The sequence below is a fragment of the Nocardioides fonticola genome (genome assembly GCF_039536805.1).
Lineage (GTDB): Bacteria > Actinomycetota > Actinomycetes > Propionibacteriales > Nocardioidaceae > Nocardioides > Nocardioides fonticola.
In genome coordinates this window covers 36433-54105 of sequence record NZ_BAAAZH010000011.1, presented here as the reverse complement: position 1 = coordinate 54105, position 17673 = coordinate 36433, and the positions used below count along the sequence as shown (strand labels likewise).

Here is a 17673-nt window from a genome sequence, read left to right as displayed (position 1 = left end):
CGATCTCCTGGGGTCGTGGTGTCGTCCCCTGCGGACGACGCCGGGGAGACTCCGCGGGCCGTGCGGAAGTTGCCGCGTATCGCGAGCGCGCCCGCTCAGCGGGTCGGCCGGGCGGCCGCGATCGCCTCGGCCTCCTCGGGCGAGAGCTGCTGTTCGCAGGTCCACCCGACGACGCTCTTGGCGTAGCTGCGGGCGTCGTTGCGCCCGTGGATCGAGGTGAGCACGACGCCGTTGCCGCCGTCGTCGACCACCGCGAGGCTCCAGGAGAGGTGCCCGCCCATGTCGCCGAAGGCGTCGTAGCGCACGACCGCGAGATGCCGCAGCGCGTCGCGCGTCTCGGCGCGCAGGGCGGCGACCTCCTGGCGCAGACCGAGGACGTCCTCGGGCAGCGGGTCGTCGACGGACGTCGTCCGCGGGGATGCGCCGCGACGCAGGGCGAGGATCGCGAGCACCAGGGCGATGAGCGCCACCGCCGCCGTGAGAACCACCGAGACCACCACGACGCTCAACCTAGACTGCGCACGTGCCGAACCAGCGACGCATCGCCTACCAGGGCGAGCCGGGGGCCAACTCCCACATCGTGTGCCAGGAGCACTACCCCGACTGGGAGGCCGTGCCCTGCGCGTCCTTCGAGGACGTCTTCGCCGCCGTCGGCTCGGGCGAGGCCGACCTGGCGATGATCCCGATCGACAACTCGATCGCCGGTCGCGTCGCCGACATCCACCACTTCCTGCCCGGCTCGGGGCTGCACATCATCGCCGAGCACTTCCTGCGCATCCGCTTCCACCTGATGGCCGCCGAGGGCGCCTCGCTGGAGACGATCCGCACCGTGCACAGCCACGTGCACGCGCTGGGCCAGTGCCGCAAGATCATCCGCGACCTCGGCCTCCACCCGATCATCTCCGGCGACACCGCCGGCGCCGCCCGCGAGGTCGCCGAGGCCGACGACCCCACGCAGGCCTCGATCTCCCCGCCGCTGGCCGCCGAGATCTACGGGCTGCGGGTGCTGGCCGAGGACGTCGAGGACGAGGACCACAACACCACCCGGTTCGTCGTCCTCTCCCGCGACCTGGTGCAGGCGCCGGTCGGCGAGGGGCCGGTCGTCACCTCGTTCATCTTCAACGTGCGCAACCTGCCGGCGGCGCTCTACAAGGCGCTCGGCGGGTTCGCGACCAACGGCGTCAACATGACCAAGCTGGAGAGCTACATGGTCGACGGCCAGTTCACCGCCACCCAGTTCCTCGCCGAGGTCGACGGGCATCCCGACGAGCCGGCGCTCAAGCGGGCACTCGAGGAGCTGTCGTTCTTCACCACCGACGTCACGGTGCTCGGCGTCTATCCCGCCGACCCGTTCCGCGCGCAGGTCTGAGGAGACCGTCATCGACCTCGCCGCCCTCGCCCTGACCTTCGGGGCGATCTTCCTCGTCGAGCTGCCCGACAAGACCTTCCTCGCCACCCTGGTGCTCTCGACGAAGTACCGGCCGCTGCTGGTGTGGATCGGCGTCGGGCTGGCCTTCGCCGTCCAGACGACGGTGGCGGTGCTGCTCGGGCACGCCGTCACGTTCCTGCCCGACGGCGTCGTGAAGGGCGTCGTGGCGGTGATGTTCCTGCTCGGCGCCGTCCTGCTGGTGCGCGAGGCGCGGTCGGCGACCGCGGACGACGGCACCGAGTACGCCGCCGAGGCCAAGGAGGCCCACGGGCTGCAGGCGGTGATCGCCTCGTTCCTCGTGCTCTTCGCCGCCGAGTGGGGCGACCTCTCCCAGCTGCTCACCATCACCCTGGTGGCGCGCTACGACGCGCCGGTCTCGGTCTTCGTCGGCGCTCTGGGCGCGCTGCTGGCCGTCAGCGGGCTCGCGGTGGTGGCCGGTCGGGCGCTCGCGGCCCGCATCCCGATCCACCAGCTCATGTACGGCGGCGCGGCGGTCTGCCTGGTGCTCGAGGGACTCACCCTCTACGAGATCCTCACCTGAGGGGTGGCCCTAGGCTTCGGCCATGAGCACGCCCACGGACGCGCCCCGCCACTTCGCCGACTCCGAGGTGGGCCGGCTGCGCACGGTCATGCTGCACCGTCCCGGCGACGAGCTGCGGCGCCTGACCCCGCGCAACAACGACCGGCTGCTCTTCGACGGCCTGCCGTGGGTGTCGCGGGCCCAGGAGGAGCACGACGCGTTCGCCGAGGCGCTGCGCGCCCGCGACGTCGAGGTGCTCTACCTGACCGAGCTGCTCACCGAGACCCTCGCCTCGGAGTCCGCGCGGCTGCACGCGATCACCAGCGCCCTGGCCGGGCTGCACCTCGGCGACACGCTGCGCACCTACCTGGCCGCGTTCCTCACCGAGGCCTCGCCCGAGGAGCTCACCTCCTACCTGACCGCCGGCATCCGCAACGACGAGGTGCGCGGCGGCCACGGCCTGGTCACCGCCCTGCTCGACCCGCACGACTTCCTCATCGACCCGCTGCCGAACCTGCTCTTCACCCGCGACTCCAGCGTGTGGGTGGGCGATCGGGTGGCGATCACCTCGCTGGCCATGCCCGCCCGCGCCCGCGAGACCCAGCTGACCGAGCTGATCTACACCCAGCACCCGCGCTTCGCCGGCAGCCGCACCCTGCACGGCTGGCAGAGCGAGCACGTCGAGGGCGGCGACGTCCTACTGCTGGGTCCGGGCGTCATCGCGGTCGGCGTCGGCGAGCGGACGACGCCCGCCGGCGTCGAGCGCTTCGCCCGCCAGGTCTTCCACGCCGGCCTCGCGCACACGGTGCTCGCCGTGCCGATCGCCCAGGAGCGGGCGACCATGCACCTCGACACCATCTGCACCCTCGTCGACGTCGACCAGGTCGTGATGTACCCCAACGTCGCCGACAGCCTCCAGGCCCACGCCGTCACCCTCGCCTCGGAGCCCGGCGACCCCGACATGGTGCTCGCCGTCGCGCCGGCCGAGCCGTTCCTCGAGGCGGCCGCGAAGGCGATGGGCATCGAAGCGCTGCGCCGCATCGACACCGGCCTCGACCCCGTCACCGCCGAGCGCGAGCAGTGGGACGACGGCAACAACACCCTCGCCCTGGCCCCCCGCGTAGCGGTGGCCTACGAGCGCAACGACGGCACCAACGACCGCCTCGAGGAGGCCGGTATCGAGGTCGTGCGGATCGCCGGCTCCGAACTCGGTTCGGGTCGCGGCGGGCCGCGGTGCATGAGCTGCCCGATCAGCCGCGATCCGCTGACGGCGGGCTGAGGCGCCGGCGCGACCACCTCAGGACGACGGTGCCGCGCCGTCCCGGACACCTGTCTTTACACGCACGACCCGATTGGGGAGGATCCGCCCGGGAGCCCTCCTCCGACGCGACCGAAAGGTGTTGGCAATGGCCGACTCGTTCTTCAGCATGTTCACCCCCGCCGAGATCGCCAAGATCAGCGCCGCCGGGACGCGGGTGACGCTGCCCGAGGGCTGGTCGCCCATCTGGGAGAGCACGCCGGCCGACAAGGCCTACGTCATCCTCACCGGCACGGTCTCGGTGCGCCACCACGGCGAGGAGATCGCCCAACTCGGCGAGGGCGACATCATGGGCGAGGCCGCCCTCATGCGCCGCTCGCTGCGCACCGCGAGCATCGTCGCGCTCACCCCGCTGGAGCTCATCCACTTCACCGACGAGGCGATCGCCAAGCTGAGCGTCGAGATGCCGAAGTTCCACGACGCCCTCGAGGCCGTCGCTGCCGAGCGGTTCGGAGACGGCGGGGCGTGAGTCCCGACGAGCAGCGCCCCGACGGCGTCCTCGACGCCGTCGAGGAGCTGCTGCTCGGCGAGCGGCCGCACCTGACCCGGGTGCAGGTGTCGGCGCAGGCCGGCGTCCCGCTCGCCGATGCCGAGGAGCTGTGGCACCAGCTCGGGTTCCCCCACCACGCCGACGACGAGGTCGCCTTCACCGAGGCCGACGTCGAGGCGTTGCGGCTGGCCCACGACCTGATGTCGTTCGGCATCCTCAGCCCGGAGTCGCGAGCCGCGCTCGTGCGCACCTGGGGGCGTTCGTTCGCCCGGCTCGCCGACTGGCAGGTCGCGCTGCTGGCCCAGGTCGCCAACTCGGTGCCGGGTGCCAACCCGGCCGAGCAGCTGACGATGCTCACCGCCGAGGTGATGCCGCGCCTGGAGAGGCTCCAGTCCTACGTGTGGCGCCGCCACCTCGCCAGCGCCGGCAACCGGCTCATCGCGGTCGAGGACGTCACCTCGCCGGTGGTGTCGTTGGCCGTCGGGTTCGTCGACATCGTCGGCTTCACCTCGCGCAGCAAGACCCTGCCCGACGGCGAACTGGTCGATTGGATCGAGGGGTTCGAGGACGTCGCCAGCAGCATCGTGCTCGACCACGGCGGGCGCGTGGTGAAGAACATCGGCGACGCCGTCCTCTTCGTCGCCGACACCCCCGAGGACGCCGTCGAGATCGCCCTGGCGATGACCGCCCGCGGCGCCGACGACGACGACCCGTTCCCCGCCGTCCGCGGCGGCATCGCCTACGGCGAGGTGATCGCGCGTCTCGGCGACGTCTTCGGACCGACGGTCAACATCGCCGCCCGCCTCACCTCGGTCGCCCGCCCGGGCACTGTGCTCATCGACAGCGAGGCACACGCCGCCCTGCTCGGCGATCCCGGGGAGCGGGACGACGACGAGGACGACGCCCCCGAGGGCCCCTACCGCTTCCGCCGGGTGCCGCGCGTGTCGGTCAAGGGCTACTCGCGCCTCGAGCCGTGGGTGGTGCGCCGGGCCTGAGCCCACCGGGTGGTCGAGGTGCGAGCGCCAGCGAGCCGCGAGACCCCCGCACCCGACAGCAGACCGGTACCGATCGCCGTCCGGCTCAGCGGATGGTGACCTGCCGGTTCGCCAGCCCGGCCCGAGCCGACCGCTCGGACGCCGTCAGCGGGGTCTCGTCGGCCAGGGCGCGCTCGAGGGCCTCGCCGAAGCGGGTGGCGGGCTCCTCGATGGCCTCGGCGCCGGTGCCGAGCGGGAGGTCCCAGACCGGGGCGAGCAAGCCGTGGGCGCGGAACATGCCGACGAGGCGGGAGTCCTCGACGAGGCGGTCCTCACCGGCGGCGTGCAGCCGCGCGAGGGCGTCGAGGAGGCGGTCCTCGGGCTCGGGGCGCACCCAGCGCAGGTGCTCCTTGGTGCCGACGTTGGTCCAGTAGGCGTGCTCGACCTGGGTGAGCCGCACGGTCGGGTAGGCGGCCTCGTTCGCCTGGTCGAGGGCACCGGCGAGGTCGTCACGACCCTCGACGTCGGCGACCCAGTAGTCGAAGCCCTCGTGCACCGTGACATCGAGGGGAGCATCGAGATCGACGAGGTCCTGCAGCCGCGGACCCGGACCGGGGTCGCTGGTGAGTCCGACGATGCCCGGCTCGCCGGCGGCCGCCGCCTCCAGCGCCGCGGTCAGGACGGCGGCGAGGTCGCGCGAGGGGTCGCCGAAGGCGTGCTGCACCTGGAGGCCGAGCCAGATCGCGCCGCTGTCGCGCACCATCGCCGGTGCCGCCATGGGCAGCAGCGAGCACAGGACGACGCTGCGGTCCTCGCGCTCGGGGGAGACCTCGGGGGCCAGCGTGAGGGTGGCGGTGGCGGCGGGCACCAGCTCGCGGAGGGCGACGATGTCGCACTCGCCGGGCAGGCCGGCGAAGGGCCGGCTCACGAAGATCGCCGCGGGCCCGCCGGGGGCGCCGTGGCAGGCCTTGTAGCGGCGTCCCGAACCGCACGGGCAGGGCTGCCGGGGACCGACCTCGCCGGGGGTCTCGACGGACGCGCGGGCCTTCACTCGGGACTTCTTCGCCATGCCCGGACCCTATGCGATCGGCGCCGTCCGCACTCAGGCGCCCAGGAGGTCGAGGATGTAGGCGGGGCGGTCGCTGATGACCGCCTTGACCCCGAGGCTGCGGCACAGCTCGAGGTCGGCGGGCTTGTTGACGGTCCACACGTGCAGGTCGTGGCCGGCGGCGGTGATCCGTTCGGCGAGCTTCGGGTGCTCGCGCAGCATCGCGATGCCCGGGCCGAGGATCCAGTCCTCGCCGACGACGCGCCGCAGCATCGGCCAGGCCCGCGCATGCTCGATGAGCATCACCTTCCGCACGTGCGGCGCGAGCCGCTCGACCCGCTGGAGGGCGGTGTAGGAGAAGCTCATGACGCGTGCCGGACCGCCGGGCGCCGTCCACCCGAAGTCGGTGAGCATGTCGACGACCCGGCGCTCGACCAGGCCGCCGTACCGGGTCGGGTGCTTGGTCTCGATCGCGAGGTCGACGCGGCGGTCGTAGTCGGCCACGACCTCGCAGAGCTTGCGCAGCGTCAGCACGCTGTCGAGGGTCTCGTCGCGGAGGGGCCGCTCGTCGTCGAGCTCGGCCCACGGGTGCTTCCAGGCGGCGAAGTCGAGCTCGGCGAGGTCGGCGAGATCCATCGTCGAGACGACGCCGCGGTTGCTGGCGGTGCGGCGCAGATCGCGATCGTGCACGCAGACCAGGTGGCCATCGGCCGTCAACCGGACGTCGCACTCCAGCCCTTCGGCGCCCTCGTCGAGCGCCGCGATGTAGGCACCCAACGTGTGCTCGGCGTGCTCGAAACTGGCTCCCCTGTGGGCGAGGACCTGCGGCCGCATGCCCTCATTCTGGCCACTCCCGACGGACGGCGTCCCGCAGGTTCGCGGATCGATCGATGACGTCGGTCATGATCGGCGCGTGACCCTCTCGATCACCCGCGCGGTCTTCGACGACCCGGCGCTCGTCGCGTTCCTCCAGGCGCACCTCGACGACCTCGCGCCGACCGCGCCGCCGGAGAGCCGGCACGCGCTCGACCTCACCGCGCTGCAGGCGCCGGGGGTGCGGCTGTGGACCGGCCACCTGGACGGCGTCCTGGTGGGCACCGTCGCCCTGGCCGCGCTCGAGCCGGGCCACGAGGAGCTCAAGAGCATGCGCACCGAGCCCGCCGTCCGCGGGCGCGGGGTGGCCGCCGCGATGCTCGCGCATGCCGTGGACGACGCCCGGTCGCGCGGCGTCCGTCGGATCTCGCTGGAGACCGGCAGCATGGCGTTCTTCGAGCCGGCGCGGTCGCTCTACCGGCGGCACGGGTTCCTGGACTGCCCGCCGTTCGGGTCCTACGTCGAGGACCCGAACTCGGTGTTCCTGAGTCTCGACCTGGCTCAGTAGGGCCCGCGCCCGTGCCGGATCTCGCTGCCCGAGGCCAGGCACCACAGACCCGCCAGCACCAGGCCGACCGCGCCGGTGAAGACGTACCAGTCGAGACGGTCGAGATCGCCGGTGAGCCCCCGCACCACGACGACGAGCAGCAAGGGGCCGGCGATGAGGAAGAGGGCGGTCGCGAGGGCACGGACGGTCTCGCCGACGGCCGCGATCACCCGGGCCTCGGTGCGCAGCAGTTCGGTCTGGCCGACCGGATCGGTGCCCTGCGTCATCCTCGCCCCTCCTCGCGCCGGGTCACTCGCCCGCCTGCTCGCGAAGGTAGCGGCCGAAGTGCGGGACTGTGAAGGCGATCCGGCCGCGTTCGCCGGAGTAGATCAGGCCCTTCTTGAGCAGCGCGTCGCGGGCGGGCGAGAGCGACTGCGGCTTCTTGCCGAGCACCGCTGCGACGTCGGCGGTGGCCACGGCGCCGACCGGGTCGGCCCCGAGATCGGCGGCGGCGTCGGCCATCGCCCGCAGGTAGTCGCGCTCGGCCGGGGTCGCGCGTTCGTAGCGGGAGCCGAAGAACCCCACGGCGAGCTCGCGCTCGGCCTCGGGAGCGGCCACCGCGACGTCGTCCGCGGTGATGGGTGAGCGGGGCGCGAGGTCCCACACCGCCTTGCCGTAGGCCTGGATGAAGTAGGGGTAGCCGCCGGTGACCTCGTACATCGCCGTGAGGGCGGCGGCCTCGAAGGCGGCGTCCTCCTCGGCGGCCGGGGCGGTCAGCGCGCGGTCGCTGGCCTCGCGGGAGAGCCGGTCGATGCGGCGGTAGGAGAAGAGCCGCTCGGAGTAGGACTTGCTCGCCGAGAGCACGGCGGGGAGGTGCGGCAGGCCGGCGCCGACGACGATCACCGGCAGTCCGGTCTGGCTCAGCTCGTGGCAGGCGGCGCACAGCGCCGAGACGTCGTCGGCGCCGAGGTCCTGCATCTCGTCGATGAACACGGCCACGCCCTTGCCGACGTCGGCTGCGAGCCCGCCGACGTCGGAGAGGAGTTCGACGAGGTCGATCTCGATGTCGCCGGAGTCGGCGCGTCCGCGCACGGGGGCGGCGTCGATGCCGACGCTCCAGCGGTCCTTGAGCTTCGCGTCGGGCCCGGCCTGGCGCTCGGCGAAGGAGCGCAGGACGCCGAGCACGTGCTCGGCCTGCTCGACCTCGGGGTGCGCCAGCTCGCGCAGCGCCTGGTGCAGCGCCCCGGCCAGCGGGCGTCGGAGGGTCTGGTCGGGGCGCGCCTCCAGCTTGCCGGTGCCCCAGCCGCGGCGCACCGCGGCGCCGCGCAGCGCGTTGAGCAGCACCGTCTTGCCGACCCCGCGCAGCCCGGTGAGCACCAGCGAGCGTTCCGGACGCCCCCGCGCGACCCGCTCGAGGACGACGTCGAAGGCCGCCAACTCCTCGTCGCGCCCGGCCAGCTCGGGCGGCCGCTGGCCCGCGCCGGGGGCGTAGGGGTTGCGGATGGGGTCCATGATCGGACCGTATCGGGGTGTCTAGCGTCGACCGTAGACGACGCGCGGGGGCGCCCCCCTACGATGGCCCCGATGCCCGAACTGCCCGAAGTCGAGGCGCTGGCCCAGGACCTCACCGGCCGGCTCCGCGACCGCGCCATCACGACGATCCACGTCGCGCAGTTCTCGGCACTGAAGACCTTCGACCCGCCGCTGCGCGCCCTGGAGGGCACCCTCGTCGACACGGTCGGCCGGCACGGGAAGTTCCTCGACATCGACGCCTCCGGCACCCACCTGGTGCTGCATCTGGCCCGGGCCGGCTGGGTGCGCTGGCGCGACGAGATGCCCACGATCCCGCCGAAGCCGAGCACGAAGTCGACGCTCGCGGCCCGGGTCGTGCTCGACGACGGCAGCGGCCTGGACATCACCGAGGCCGGCACCCGCAAGAGCCTGGCGATGTACGTCGTCCGCGACCCCCTCGACGTGCCGGGCATCGCGAGCCTGGGGCCCGACCCGCTCACCGACGACTTCACCGCCGAGCGCCTGGCCGGCATCCTGCGGGCCGAGGGCCGCAAGCAGCTCAAGGGGGTGCTGCGCCACCAGGGCACGATCGCCGGCATCGGCAACGCCTACTCCGACGAGATCCTGCACGCGGCGCGGATGTCGCCGTTCAAGCCGGCGGACAGCCTCGACGACGAGGAGCTCACCCGCCTCCACACCGCCCTGCGCACCACGCTCCAGGACGCCGTCGACCGCTCGCGGGGGTTGGCGGCCAGTGAGCTGAAGGGCGAGAAGAAGTCGAACCTGGCGGTGCACGGCCGCACCGGCCAGGCGTGCCCGGCGTGCGGCGACGTCGTCCGCGAGGTCAGCTTCGCCGATTCGAGCCTGCAGTACTGCGCGACGTGTCAGACCGGCGGGAAGCCGCTGGCCGACCGGCGGATGAGCAAGCTGCTCAAGTAGGTCAGGCCAGGGCGAGGAAGAGCTTCTCCATCTTCTTGATGTCGACGCTCTCCAGGCCGTCCTCGCTCTCGGCGAGGCACTGCTGCAGGCCGGTGGCGACGATGGCGTAGCCGCTGCGGGCGATCGCCTTGTTGACCGCGGCCAGCTGGGTGAGCACGGACTCGCAGTCCGAGCCCTCCTCGATCATGCGGATGACGCTGCCGAGGTGGCCGTGCGCCCGCTTCATGCGGGTGATGATCGCCTTCATCTCGGTGGGTTCGAGATCCATGGCGAGCTCCTTCGTGGGTGGGTGGAGGTGGTCGGTGACGTCGTCCGGCCCGGGTCAGGCCAGGGCGTCGAGCAGGCCGAGGAGGCGCGCTCGCGCGTCGGTGGCGACGAGCGCGAGGGCGGGTGCGCCTCCGGTCATCGTCACCATGGTGTCAGGATCGAAGGCCTCCACCACGCATTCGGATGGTCCAGTGGACCGGACCACCACGTTGCACGGCAGCATCGCGGCGACCGACGGGTCGGCCTGGAGGGCCTGGTGGGCGAGCTGCGGACGGCAGGCGCCCAGGATGACCTGGGGCGGCACCTCGACGCCCAGCTTGGCGTGGAGCGTGCCGGCCAGGTCGATCTCGCTGATGACGCCGAACCCCTGCTCGACCAGGCCGGCCCGCACCTCGGCGAGCACGTCGTCGAAGGGGCGCGGGACCTCCCGGGTCAGGGTGTAGCTCGTCATACCGACCAGCATAGAACCCCCTAGGGGGTTACTCCAAGCGAACGCTCAGACCGGCTCAGCCAGGCTCAGTTCCCGACGCCCAGCTGGCTGGCGCAGGAGGTGGTGAGGTACTGGGAGAACGACAGCAGCTTGTCGGTGTCGCTCTGGCTGAGCTTCTCCCCCAGCGAGCTCAGCTCGTCGGCGGTCTTGGCCGTGGTGATCGCGTCGACCAGCAGCTGGTAGCCGGCCCGGGCGTCGGCGTCCATCGACTTCGGGACGCCGATCGCCTCGAGCTCGTCGATCGCCTTCTTCTGCACCGCGAGGTCGTCGCTGCCGCTCTTCACGATCTCGGCGTAGGCCGAGCAGAACTTCTCGGTGTCGGCGTCCTGCGCGACCGTGCCCGTGCCGCCGGACGCGCCGGTGTCGGTGGCCGAGCTCGCCGTCGTCGACCCCGACGACGGCTCGGCCGAGGAGTCGTCACCGCCCCCGCAGCCGCTGAGCAGACCGCCCAGCAGCAGGACGCCGGCGCTCAGACCGGCGAGAGAGTGGGTGAGGGGGCGGGTGGGGGTCCTCATGCGATCGGTGCTCCTCGGTGACGCGGATGGCCGGCCGTCGGGGCCGGGATGCGGGCGCCCTCAGAGGTGTCCGCGGACGCCGTCGTCGAAGGGCGCGGGCAACGGTAGTGGCAACGCCTGAGAGAGGCGTGTGAGGTAGCTGTCGCGGTCGATCTCGACGACCCCCAGGCTGGCGAGGTGGTCGGTGCGCCACTGCACGTCGAGCACGCGCCGCTCGGCGTGGTCGTCGCGCATCAGCTCGACGAGACCCACGAGCGCGGCCTTGGAGGCATCGCGCCGTCGATGGAACATCGACTCCCCGGCGAACAGCCCGCCGATCGCCACCCCGTAGAGGCCGCCGACCAGCTCGCCGTCGGCCCAGGCCTCCACCGAATGCGCCCACCCCAGCTCGTGGAGACGCCCGTAGCCGCGGCGGATGTCGCGGTGGATCCACGAACCGGGACGCCGCGGGTCGGCACAGGCCGAGACGACGTCGTCGAAGGCGGTGTCGAGGCGGATCTCGTAGTCGCGGCACGAGCGCCGCAGCGAGCGGGAGACCACGAGGCCCTCGAGCGGCAGCACCCCGCGCCGGACCGGAGAGAACCAGGCGATCGCCCCGCGACGGCGTCCGAGCCCGGCGGGACCCGACGGCATGGGGAACAGCCCGCTGCGGTACGCCGCCAGCAGCGTGCCCGGCTCGAGGTCGGCCCCCATCGCCACGAGATCGTCGTCCGGGTCGAACCGGTCGGGTCCCGGCAATGCCCACGGGGTCGGCGGAGGTTCGAGGGGCACCCTCCTAGTATCGGGGCCATGGCCCGCACCCCCAGCCGCCGTGGATTGGCGGCCACCGCCGCAGCCCGGCTCGCTCCGAAGGTCACCGATCTCGCGCCCGGGGTCACCGCCACCTTCGTCCGGGAGGCGCTCAACCGCGCCATCCTCGGCGCCGGACCCCTCCCGCCCGCGGCCGCGGCCGCCGACGAGCAGCTGCGCGAGCAGCGCGGCGACGTCTCCCGCGCGATCCACGAGGTCATCGAGAACCACGTGCGCTACGCGGGCGCCCAGGGCTTCCTGACCAACATCGGCGGCGTCGTGAGCGCGGCCGTCACGGTGCCGGCCAACCTCGCCGGCGTGGCGCTGGTGCAGAGCCGCATGGTCGCCGGCATCGCGCATCTGCGCGGCTACGACCTCGACGACCCGCGCACCCGCAACGCGATCCTCGCGATCCTCATGGGCGAGGACACCGTCGCCGGGCTCGTGCGCGACAAGGTGCTGCCCGCCACGCCCTACGGCCTGGCGAACGCCGAGTACGCCGACCCCACCCTCGACCGCCTGATCACCGGCGAGGTCGCCTCCGACCTCATCCAGCGGGTGGCGGGCAAGCGGCTGGCCGTCACGGTCGGACGCCGGGTGCCCGTCGTCGGCGGCGTCGTCGGCATGGGCGCCGACGGCTACTCGACCTGGAAGCTCGGCCGTTACGCCGAGAGGGAGCTCCTGCCCCGCGCCGAGCGGTAGAGCGCCAGCAGCCGCTGACCGAGGCGCCCGCCCTGGAGGCGCCGCACCGTCTTCTCCCGCCACCGGTAGGTCGGGCGCAGGTAGGCGCGTTCGAGGGCGCGATGGGCGTCGTCGAGGTCGCGCGCCAACTGCTCCTCGCGCTCGCGCAGCCGCGCCGTCTCCAGCAGGACGGCGCGCAGGGCGTCGACCGCCGCATCGGCGACCTGCGCCTCGTCCGGGTGCGCCGGATCGGTCCACGGGACGGCGACCGGCGCCCCGGCCAGGTCGGCCAGATCGCCGACGACGTCGTACCCGCGGGCACGGATCTCCTCGGCCCAGCCGATGGAGAGGTCCAGCGCCCACGCGTGACTTCCCGGCGGCAGGGCCAGGCGCGGACTGCCGGTGCGCCGGGAGAGCGTCTGGTGGGCGAGCAGCTCGCGCACCAGCGGACGGTAGTGGCGCGGCTCGAGGACGGCGTTCGCCGAGGCGTTGATGCGCCGCACCAGCGCCGTCTCGGGGACACCGAGGGAGGGGTTGGCGCGGATGGCCTCGTGGCGCAGGGCGAGCCCGTCGAGTCCGAAGGCCGCGCTGAACCGCTGCCACAGCTGGTCGGCCGGGCCGCCCGGCTGCGGAACGGTGATGACGTGCACCTGCTCGGGCGGCAGGCCGGCCGCCCAACGGTCGAGGATGTCGGGGATCTCCTGGACGCTCCAGAACCACGACGCGATCCGGCCGGAGCGGGCGGGGTCGGCGAGCTGGGCGAGGAAGGCCTCGTAGGAGATCGTGCTGCGGTGCTTCACGTTCTCCTGCCACTCCGCGGGGATCTGGCGCACCAGGTCGCGCACCGAGAGCAGCACGTGGATCTCCGTGCCGGAGCCGGCGCCGAGGGAGTCCAGGGCGCGCTCGATCTGCGGTCGGCTGGCGCTGGCGAGGATCTCGTGGCTGATGATCGCCGTCCCGCTGTGCTCGCGGACGCGGCGGGCGAGGTCGCCCCAGGCCCCGATCGCCTCGGCCTCCAGCCCGCCCCACGGCAGCTGCATGAGGTCGAGACCGGCCAGGAAGTGGGCGTCGAAGCGGTCGGCCGGGTAGAGGATGCCGGCCCGCTGGAGCTCCAGACGGCTGCGGAAGAGCACGTCTTGGAGGTAGGAGGTGCCGGTCTTGGGGGTGCCGACGTGGAGGAGGACCCTGCGGGCCATCAGCTCACCCCCTGCGTCTCGCGGTCGGCGGCGACCAGCTGGCCCACGGCCAGCTCCAGGACGCCGGCGCCGCGCGGGCGAGCGGTCGAGGGGCCCAGGGCGGTGAGCACGGCGGGGTCGCCGACGACAGGGTAGCCACCGGCCTCGATGCCGGCGCGGATCGCCTCGGCCCGCTCCGCGACCCAGTCGCGGTGCCGGGCGGGGATACCCAGGCGCCGGCGCGGGCCGACCGGCAGCGACGCCAGGCGGGGCACGAGCACCTCGCGCAGCAGACCCCGGCGGGTCGCGGGGTCGACACGATGGCCCAGGGCGATGGCGACGCGGCGGCACAGCTCGACGGCGTCCGCGCCGAGCACCGGCGGCGCCGGCAGCGAGCGGACGCCGAGCAGGCCCGGCAGGGCCTCGGGGTCGAGGACGACGTGCACGCGCCGGCGGCCGACGCGCTCGGCCCAGGTCTCGGCGGTGGCGTACGCATCGGTGGCGAAGGGGAGCCGGCCGCGCGCGGCCTGACCCAGCCAGCGGTCGTAGGTGACGGCGGCGCGGGAGGTGGCGCGAGCGGTCCAGCCGTCGGCGAGCATCTCGTCGAGCGGGCGGGCGAGGACGAGCACCACGGAGCCGGCACCGCCGGGCGGGCGACCGGCCGCGACCAACCGCTCCCGGGCCGGGTCGGCCCACCACGGGTCGCCGACGAGGCGGTAACGACGGCGCCACGGGCGCGGGCGTCCGGCGCGCGGCACGCTGAGCCGATCGGCCCGGGGAACGAGCCGGTCGGCCAGCACGCTCGCGGCGATGCGCACGAGCTCGGCGTCGGCCAACGTGTCGGGATCGACCGGCGGCGGGCCCCAGCGGTGCGGACCGAGGCCGGCGAGCGTGTAGACCGGGCGTCCGCGCCCGGTCGCCGAGGCCGCGAGGACGGCGTCGGCGGTGCGCGGGTCGACGCCGCCGGGGGCGGCGAGGTTGAGGCGGCGCAGCAGCGCGAGGTTCTGGGCGCCGGGCAGCACGCGGGTCGCGTCCGGGGTGCCGGCAGCGCCCACGGCACCCTCGGCGAGCCAGGAGGACCATGCAGTCGTGCCGCCGGCCCGCAGGTGCTCGACCCACGCCCAGGCGATCCCGGTGCCCTCGCTCGCCATCACCGGACCGCTCACTGGTCGCGCAGTCGCCGGACGCCGTCGACGACGCGGGCCACCAGCTGCTCGGTCGGTTGGGGACGCCGCGCGGCCTCACGCGTCATGGCCGCCAGCGCCACGAGGGCGGCGTCCAGCTGCTCGGCCTTCGCGACCTTGTCGGGGTTGCCCCAGCCCTTGCGGGGGCCCCGCTCGGTGGGCGCGAACCGCAGGTCGGCGACGTCGCCGACGACCTGCACGCGGCTGGCCTCGACCCACTCGATCCAGCGCTCGGTCTCCGCGGCCGCCCACTCGTACATGCCCGGCGGCAGCGGGACCGGTCGGGAGTCGCGGCCCACCAGCTCGTGCTCGGCCAGGTAGGACCGCACGAGCTCGTCGAACTCCCGGGTGCGGCGCGCCGTCCGACCCAGCTCGGCGTTGAGGCGGCGCAGCACGGTCGTCTCGGCCGCGCCCAGCGACGGGTTGCGACGGGTGCTCTCCTCGGGCGCCCAGGCGGGGTCCATCCCGACGGCAGCGCAGAAGCGCTCCCACAGCAGGTCGCCGCCGCTCCCGCGCGGCGGCACCGTGACGACGTGCACCTGCTCGGGCGGCAGGCCCGCCGACCAGGTGGTGAGCACCGAGGGCAGGTCGAAGGAGCGGTAGAACCACGACTCGCGCCGCTTCACCCGGCGCGTGAAGGCGCGGTAGGTCCACCGGCGTCCCTGCTTGACGCTCTCCTGCCAGGCCGCGGGGATCTGCCGCCCGAGGTCGCGGGCGGTGTAGACGATGTGCACCTCGGCGTCGTCGCCGGCCAGCTCGCGCTTGGCACGGTCGGCCTGCTCAGCGGGGGCCGGGGCCAGGATCTCGTGGCTGATGATCACGTCGCCGGACGCGCGGCGCACGCGACGCACGAGGGCCTCCCAGCTGCCCTCGGCGTGTCCGGGCGGGCCGCCCCAGTCCTGGCCGAGCAGGTCGAGCGCCGCGCGGAAGTGGAAGAGCGGGGCGCTCGTCCCGACGCCACGACCGGGGAAGGACACGCCATGCTGGCCGAGGGTCTTGGCGTTGCGGGCGAGCCGGTCCTGCAGGTAGGTGGTGCCGGTCTTGGGGGCGCCGATGTGCAGGAAGATCCGCCGGGGGCCGCTCACCCGCCCGATTCTGCCTGATCGGCCGGGCGGTCGAGCGCCGGGGCGAGGGCGCGGGCGGCGGCCGAGGGGCTGGGCCGCCCCAGATGCCCGGCCATCCAGGCACTCGTCGCGGCGACGGCGGCGAGGTCGACACCGTGGGCGATGCCGAGACCCTCGAGCATCCAGACGAGGTCCTCGGTGGCCAGGTTGCCGGTGGCGCTGCGGGCGTAGGGGCAACCGCCGAGTCCGCCGGCGGAGGCGTCGAAGGTGGTGACGCCGGCGCGCAGGCCCGCCTGCACGTTGGCCAGCGCCTGGCCGTAGGTGTCGTGGAAGTGCAGGGCGAGCCGGTCGACACCGACGCCGGCCGCACCGAACGCCTCGATCAACGCCGTCACATGACCGGCGGTCGCGACGCCGATCGTGTCGCCCAGGCTCAGTTGGGAGGCGCCGAGCCCGAGCAGGCGGACGCCGGCCGCCACGACCCGCTCGAGCGCGACCGGACCCTCCCATGGATCGCCGAAGCACATCGACACGTACGCCCGCACGTCGATCCCGGCGGCCAGGGACCGCTCGACGACGGGGGCGAACATCGCGAACTGCTCCTCGTAGCCGCAGTTGAGGTTGCGCTGGGCGAAGGTCTCGGTGGCGGAGCCGAAGACGGCGACGTGCCGCTGCCCCAGCGCGAGGGCGCGGTCGAGGCCGCGGTCGTTGGGCACCAGCACGGGTAAGTCGCGGGCGCGATCGCCCAGCCGGTCGCCGAGCTCGGTCATCAGCTCGGCGGCGTCGGCCAGCTGGGGCACCCACCGCGGGTGCACGAAGCTGGTGGCCTCCACGATCGGCAGCCCGGCGTCGAGGAGGCGGGTGACGAACTCCGCCTTCACCGCCAGCGGCACGACCGCCTTCTCGTTCTGGAGGCCGTCGCGCGGGCCGACCTCGTAGATCGTGACGGCCTCGGGCAGCCCGGCCGCCGGCACCCGCATCGGCAGGCCGACGGCGTCCGCGCCGCTCATGCGGTCCCCCCGGCGGGCTCGACGACGGGCTCGACGACGAACAGCGGGGCGCCGAGCGCGACCTGCGCGCCGGCCACGGCGTCGACGGCCGTGACCGTGCCCGCGAACGGCGCGGTGAGGGCGAGCTCCATCTTCATCGCCTCGACCACGCCGAGCACGTCGCCCTCGGCCACCTCGGCCCCCAGCGCGATGCGCACGTCGAGCACGGTGCCGGGCATCGGCGAGGTGACCGTGCCGTCACCGGCGCTCGTGCCGGTCCAGGCGGTGTCGCGGGCGGCGAACACGAAGCGCTGCCCGCGGACGACGACCTCCACCGCGCTCCGGCTGAGTCGCACCGATCCGGTGGTGCCGTCGTCGAGCGTCATCTCGACGAGGTCGCGGTTTCGCCAGGCGGAGAACCAGCCGCGCCGCACGGGGAACGTGTGCCCGTGCCGGATGACCGGCGCGACGCCGCCCGAGCTGCGGAAACCGTCGCCCCGCCAGGGCCCCGGCCGCTCGCCGGCCTCCGCCGAGATGACGACGGCAGCCAGGACGCGCGCGTCGGCGTCGTCGGGCGCCGGCAGCTGGTGGTGGTCGAGCCACGCGGTGTCGAGGGCGCCGGCGGTGAACTCGGGCGTGTCGGCCAGCGCGCGCAGGTAGCCGGTGTTGGTGGTCAGCCCGAGGATCACCGTGTGGTCGAGCGCTTCGACCAGCCGCGCCCGGGCCTCCTCGCGGTCGTCGCCGTAGGCGATCACCTTGCCGAGCATCGGGTCGTAGGCGGTGCTGACGACCTGCCCGGACTCCAGCGCGTGATCGAGTCGGATGCCCTCGACCCGTTCGGGCCACTGCACCAAGGTCGCCGTGCCCGCCTGCGGCAGGAACCCGGCGTAGGCGTCCTCGGCGTAGACCCGGGCCTCGATGGCATGGCC

Annotated in this window: 22 protein-coding genes; 8 read left to right on the top strand and 14 right to left on the bottom strand. The window is 73.7% G+C overall.

All coding sequences use genetic code 11. The features are described 5' to 3' along the window. Positions 1-95: 95 nt before the first annotated feature. The gene (locus ABD671_RS07005) at positions 96-500 is read right to left on the bottom strand and encodes a DUF4446 family protein (RefSeq protein ID WP_344732569.1); all 405 of its coding nucleotides are present in this window, start codon (positions 498-500) and stop codon (positions 96-98) included. A gap of 23 nt (positions 501-523) precedes the next feature. On the opposite strand from ABD671_RS07005, the gene ABD671_RS07000 reads away from it, so the two are divergent. The 5 genes from ABD671_RS07000 (at position 524) to ABD671_RS06980 (ending at position 4752) form a co-directional block, all read left to right on the top strand. Beyond that, entirely contained in the window at positions 524-1369 is an 846-nt protein-coding gene (locus ABD671_RS07000) for a prephenate dehydratase (protein WP_344732568.1), read from the top strand. Continuing rightward, positions 1338-1970: a TMEM165/GDT1 family protein gene (locus ABD671_RS06995; protein WP_344732656.1), complete on the top strand. Its 633-nt coding sequence runs from the start codon at positions 1338-1340 to the stop codon at positions 1968-1970. Before ABD671_RS07000 ends, ABD671_RS06995 begins: the two co-directional genes overlap by 32 nt. Positions 1971-1992: 22 nt before the next feature. Beyond that, complete coding sequence (locus ABD671_RS06990) at positions 1993-3228, top strand: arginine deiminase (RefSeq protein ID WP_344732566.1); 1236 nt, start codon at positions 1993-1995, stop codon at positions 3226-3228. A gap of 127 nt (positions 3229-3355) precedes the next feature. Beyond that, positions 3356-3736 carry a Crp/Fnr family transcriptional regulator gene (locus tag ABD671_RS06985; protein WP_344732565.1) on the top strand — a complete coding sequence of 127 codons (381 nt, stop codon included), beginning with the start codon at positions 3356-3358 and terminating at the stop codon, positions 3734-3736. Beyond that, complete coding sequence (locus ABD671_RS06980) at positions 3733-4752, top strand: adenylate/guanylate cyclase domain-containing protein (protein ID WP_344732564.1); 1020 nt, start codon at positions 3733-3735, stop codon at positions 4750-4752. Before ABD671_RS06985 ends, ABD671_RS06980 begins: the two co-directional genes overlap by 4 nt. A gap of 85 nt (positions 4753-4837) precedes the next feature. Here ABD671_RS06980 and ABD671_RS06975 read toward each other — a convergent pair whose 3' ends face one another. Next, positions 4838-5800 (bottom strand): DUF5926 family protein, encoded by a 963-nt coding sequence (locus tag ABD671_RS06975; protein ID WP_344732563.1) that lies wholly within the window; start codon positions 5798-5800, stop codon positions 4838-4840. 33 nt (positions 5801-5833) lie between these two features. Then, a complete protein-coding gene (locus tag ABD671_RS06970; protein ID WP_344732562.1) occupies positions 5834-6613 on the bottom strand; it encodes a glycerophosphodiester phosphodiesterase family protein in 780 nt (259 codons plus the stop codon). Positions 6614-6692: 79 nt separating this feature from the next. Between ABD671_RS06970 and ABD671_RS06965 the strand changes: the two genes are divergently transcribed. Then, positions 6693-7160: a GNAT family N-acetyltransferase gene (locus ABD671_RS06965; RefSeq protein ID WP_344732561.1), complete on the top strand. Its 468-nt coding sequence runs from the start codon at positions 6693-6695 to the stop codon at positions 7158-7160. Here the strand turns inward: ABD671_RS06965 and ABD671_RS06960 are convergent. Further along, positions 7154-7426, bottom strand: a complete 273-nt coding sequence (locus ABD671_RS06960) for a hypothetical protein (RefSeq protein ID WP_344732560.1) — start codon at positions 7424-7426, stop codon at positions 7154-7156. The genes ABD671_RS06965 and ABD671_RS06960 overlap by 7 nt on opposite strands. Positions 7427-7448: 22 nt before the next feature. Further along, positions 7449-8651, bottom strand: coding sequence for an ATP-binding protein (locus ABD671_RS06955; RefSeq protein WP_344732559.1), 1203 nt, complete (start codon positions 8649-8651; stop codon positions 7449-7451). 72 nt (positions 8652-8723) lie between these two features. Between ABD671_RS06955 and ABD671_RS06950 the strand changes: the two genes are divergently transcribed. After that, on the top strand, positions 8724-9590 hold the full coding sequence (locus ABD671_RS06950; RefSeq protein ID WP_344732558.1) for an Fpg/Nei family DNA glycosylase: 867 nt from the start codon (positions 8724-8726) through the stop codon (positions 9588-9590). Position 9591: 1 nt separating this feature from the next. On the opposite strand, the gene ABD671_RS06945 is transcribed toward ABD671_RS06950, so the two are convergent. From ABD671_RS06945 to aat, 4 genes are all read right to left on the bottom strand, one after another. Then, entirely contained in the window at positions 9592-9858 is a 267-nt protein-coding gene (locus ABD671_RS06945) for a metal-sensitive transcriptional regulator (RefSeq protein WP_344732557.1), read from the bottom strand. Between the two features lie 54 nt (positions 9859-9912). Then, positions 9913-10308, bottom strand: coding sequence for a DUF302 domain-containing protein (locus tag ABD671_RS06940; RefSeq protein WP_344732556.1), 396 nt, complete (start codon positions 10306-10308; stop codon positions 9913-9915). 65 nt (positions 10309-10373) lie between these two features. Further along, positions 10374-10862, bottom strand: a complete 489-nt coding sequence (locus ABD671_RS06935) for a hypothetical protein (protein WP_344732555.1) — start codon at positions 10860-10862, stop codon at positions 10374-10376. 60 nt (positions 10863-10922) lie between these two features. Next, on the bottom strand, positions 10923-11633 hold the full coding sequence (gene aat, locus ABD671_RS06930; protein WP_344732554.1) for a leucyl/phenylalanyl-tRNA--protein transferase: 711 nt from the start codon (positions 11631-11633) through the stop codon (positions 10923-10925). Positions 11634-11651: 18 nt separating this feature from the next. On the opposite strand from aat, the gene ABD671_RS06925 reads away from it, so the two are divergent. Continuing rightward, on the top strand, positions 11652-12353 hold the full coding sequence (locus tag ABD671_RS06925; protein ID WP_344732552.1) for an EcsC family protein: 702 nt from the start codon (positions 11652-11654) through the stop codon (positions 12351-12353). Here ABD671_RS06925 and ABD671_RS06920 read toward each other — a convergent pair. From ABD671_RS06920 to ABD671_RS06900, 5 genes are all read right to left on the bottom strand, one after another. Next, positions 12314-13528 carry a hypothetical protein gene (locus ABD671_RS06920; protein ID WP_344732551.1) on the bottom strand — a complete coding sequence of 405 codons (1215 nt, stop codon included), beginning with the start codon at positions 13526-13528 and terminating at the stop codon, positions 12314-12316. The two genes, ABD671_RS06925 and ABD671_RS06920, sit on opposite strands and share 40 nt — an antisense overlap. Continuing rightward, entirely contained in the window at positions 13528-14658 is a 1131-nt protein-coding gene (locus tag ABD671_RS06915; protein WP_344732550.1) for a hypothetical protein, read from the bottom strand. The genes ABD671_RS06920 and ABD671_RS06915 overlap by 1 nt, the downstream gene beginning before the upstream one ends. Positions 14659-14669: 11 nt before the next feature. Further along, positions 14670-15776: a hypothetical protein gene (locus ABD671_RS06910; protein WP_344732549.1), complete on the bottom strand. Its 1107-nt coding sequence runs from the start codon at positions 15774-15776 to the stop codon at positions 14670-14672. Next, positions 15773-16765 (bottom strand): hydroxymethylglutaryl-CoA lyase, encoded by a 993-nt coding sequence (locus tag ABD671_RS06905; protein WP_344732548.1) that lies wholly within the window; start codon positions 16763-16765, stop codon positions 15773-15775. Before ABD671_RS06905 ends, ABD671_RS06910 begins: the two co-directional genes overlap by 4 nt. Beyond that, on the bottom strand, positions 16762-17673 hold a 912-nt coding region (locus tag ABD671_RS06900), incomplete at its 5' end, for a biotin/lipoyl-containing protein (protein ID WP_344732547.1). The genes ABD671_RS06905 and ABD671_RS06900, both read right to left, overlap by 4 nt.

Coding starts and splice junctions, on each gene's coding strand:
- ABD671_RS06990 (WP_344732566.1), top strand. CDS start 1,993: ATGAGCACGCCCACGGACGCGCCCCGCCACTTCGCCGACTCCGAGGTG.
- ABD671_RS06985 (WP_344732565.1), top strand. CDS start 3,356: ATGGCCGACTCGTTCTTCAGCATGTTCACCCCCGCCGAGATCGCCAAG.
- ABD671_RS06975 (WP_344732563.1), bottom strand. CDS start 5,800: ATGGCGAAGAAGTCCCGAGTGAAGGCCCGCGCGTCCGTCGAGACCCCC.
- ABD671_RS06970 (WP_344732562.1), bottom strand. CDS start 6,613: ATGCGGCCGCAGGTCCTCGCCCACAGGGGAGCCAGTTTCGAGCACGCC.
- ABD671_RS06960 (WP_344732560.1), bottom strand. CDS start 7,426: ATGACGCAGGGCACCGATCCGGTCGGCCAGACCGAACTGCTGCGCACC.
- ABD671_RS06955 (WP_344732559.1), bottom strand. CDS start 8,651: ATGGACCCCATCCGCAACCCCTACGCCCCCGGCGCGGGCCAGCGGCCG.
- ABD671_RS06950 (WP_344732558.1), top strand. CDS start 8,724: ATGCCCGAACTGCCCGAAGTCGAGGCGCTGGCCCAGGACCTCACCGGC.
- ABD671_RS06945 (WP_344732557.1), bottom strand. CDS start 9,858: ATGGATCTCGAACCCACCGAGATGAAGGCGATCATCACCCGCATGAAG.
- ABD671_RS06940 (WP_344732556.1), bottom strand. CDS start 10,308: ATGACGAGCTACACCCTGACCCGGGAGGTCCCGCGCCCCTTCGACGAC.
- ABD671_RS06935 (WP_344732555.1), bottom strand. CDS start 10,862: ATGAGGACCCCCACCCGCCCCCTCACCCACTCTCTCGCCGGTCTGAGC.
- ABD671_RS06925 (WP_344732552.1), top strand. CDS start 11,652: ATGGCCCGCACCCCCAGCCGCCGTGGATTGGCGGCCACCGCCGCAGCC.
- ABD671_RS06920 (WP_344732551.1), bottom strand. CDS start 13,528: ATGGCCCGCAGGGTCCTCCTCCACGTCGGCACCCCCAAGACCGGCACC.
- ABD671_RS06915 (WP_344732550.1), bottom strand. CDS start 14,658: ATGGCGAGCGAGGGCACCGGGATCGCCTGGGCGTGGGTCGAGCACCTG.
- ABD671_RS06905 (WP_344732548.1), bottom strand. CDS start 16,765: ATGAGCGGCGCGGACGCCGTCGGCCTGCCGATGCGGGTGCCGGCGGCC.